Source organism: Corallococcus praedator, from assembly GCF_003612125.1.
Classification (GTDB): domain Bacteria; phylum Myxococcota; class Myxococcia; order Myxococcales; family Myxococcaceae; genus Corallococcus; species Corallococcus praedator.
In genome coordinates, this window is the sequence record NZ_RAWI01001001.1 from 1 (window position 1) to 452 (window position 452).

General features: G+C 67.5%; 1 protein-coding gene. It reads right to left on the reverse strand.

The genetic code is table 11. The annotated features are described in order from the left end of the window. The coding region (locus tag D7Y13_RS42765) for a TetR/AcrR family transcriptional regulator (protein ID WP_147452708.1) at nucleotides 1–341 on the reverse strand (341 nt) is incomplete at its 3' end. Between the last annotated feature and the right edge of the window lie 111 nt (nucleotides 342–452).

The window sequence follows — 452 nt, forward strand, 5'->3', positions numbered from 1 at the left end:
TCCATGCGCAGCTTCATCAGCAGGGCGCCCGGATCGGCGTACATGGTTCGGCCGTGCCGGATGCCCGCCGCGATCTGCTCGTCCAGTCCGTCGATCAGGTCGAGCATCGCGCGCGAGTGCGACCAGTACTCCTCGTTGAGGCGCACGATGGCGGCGCCGAGCAGGGAGCTCTTGTCGGGGAAGTGGCGGTAGAGCCACCCGCGTGAGACGCCGGCGACCTCGGCCACCTCCGACACCGTCGTGGAGCGGATGCCCTTGGCCCGCAGGCAGGTTTCCGCGGCGTCGACGAGCCGGTCGCGAACCGACTTCGCGGCCGGTCGCGGTTCGGTGGCGCTCGTCAACGGAGGCTCCTGTTCGATTTCCCCGCGCGGTGGACTGGACTCGTGCATTCTGCCTGTTGCCAGACGGTACCGTGTGGCAGGTTGTCGGTAGACACATCCACGAAACTGTTC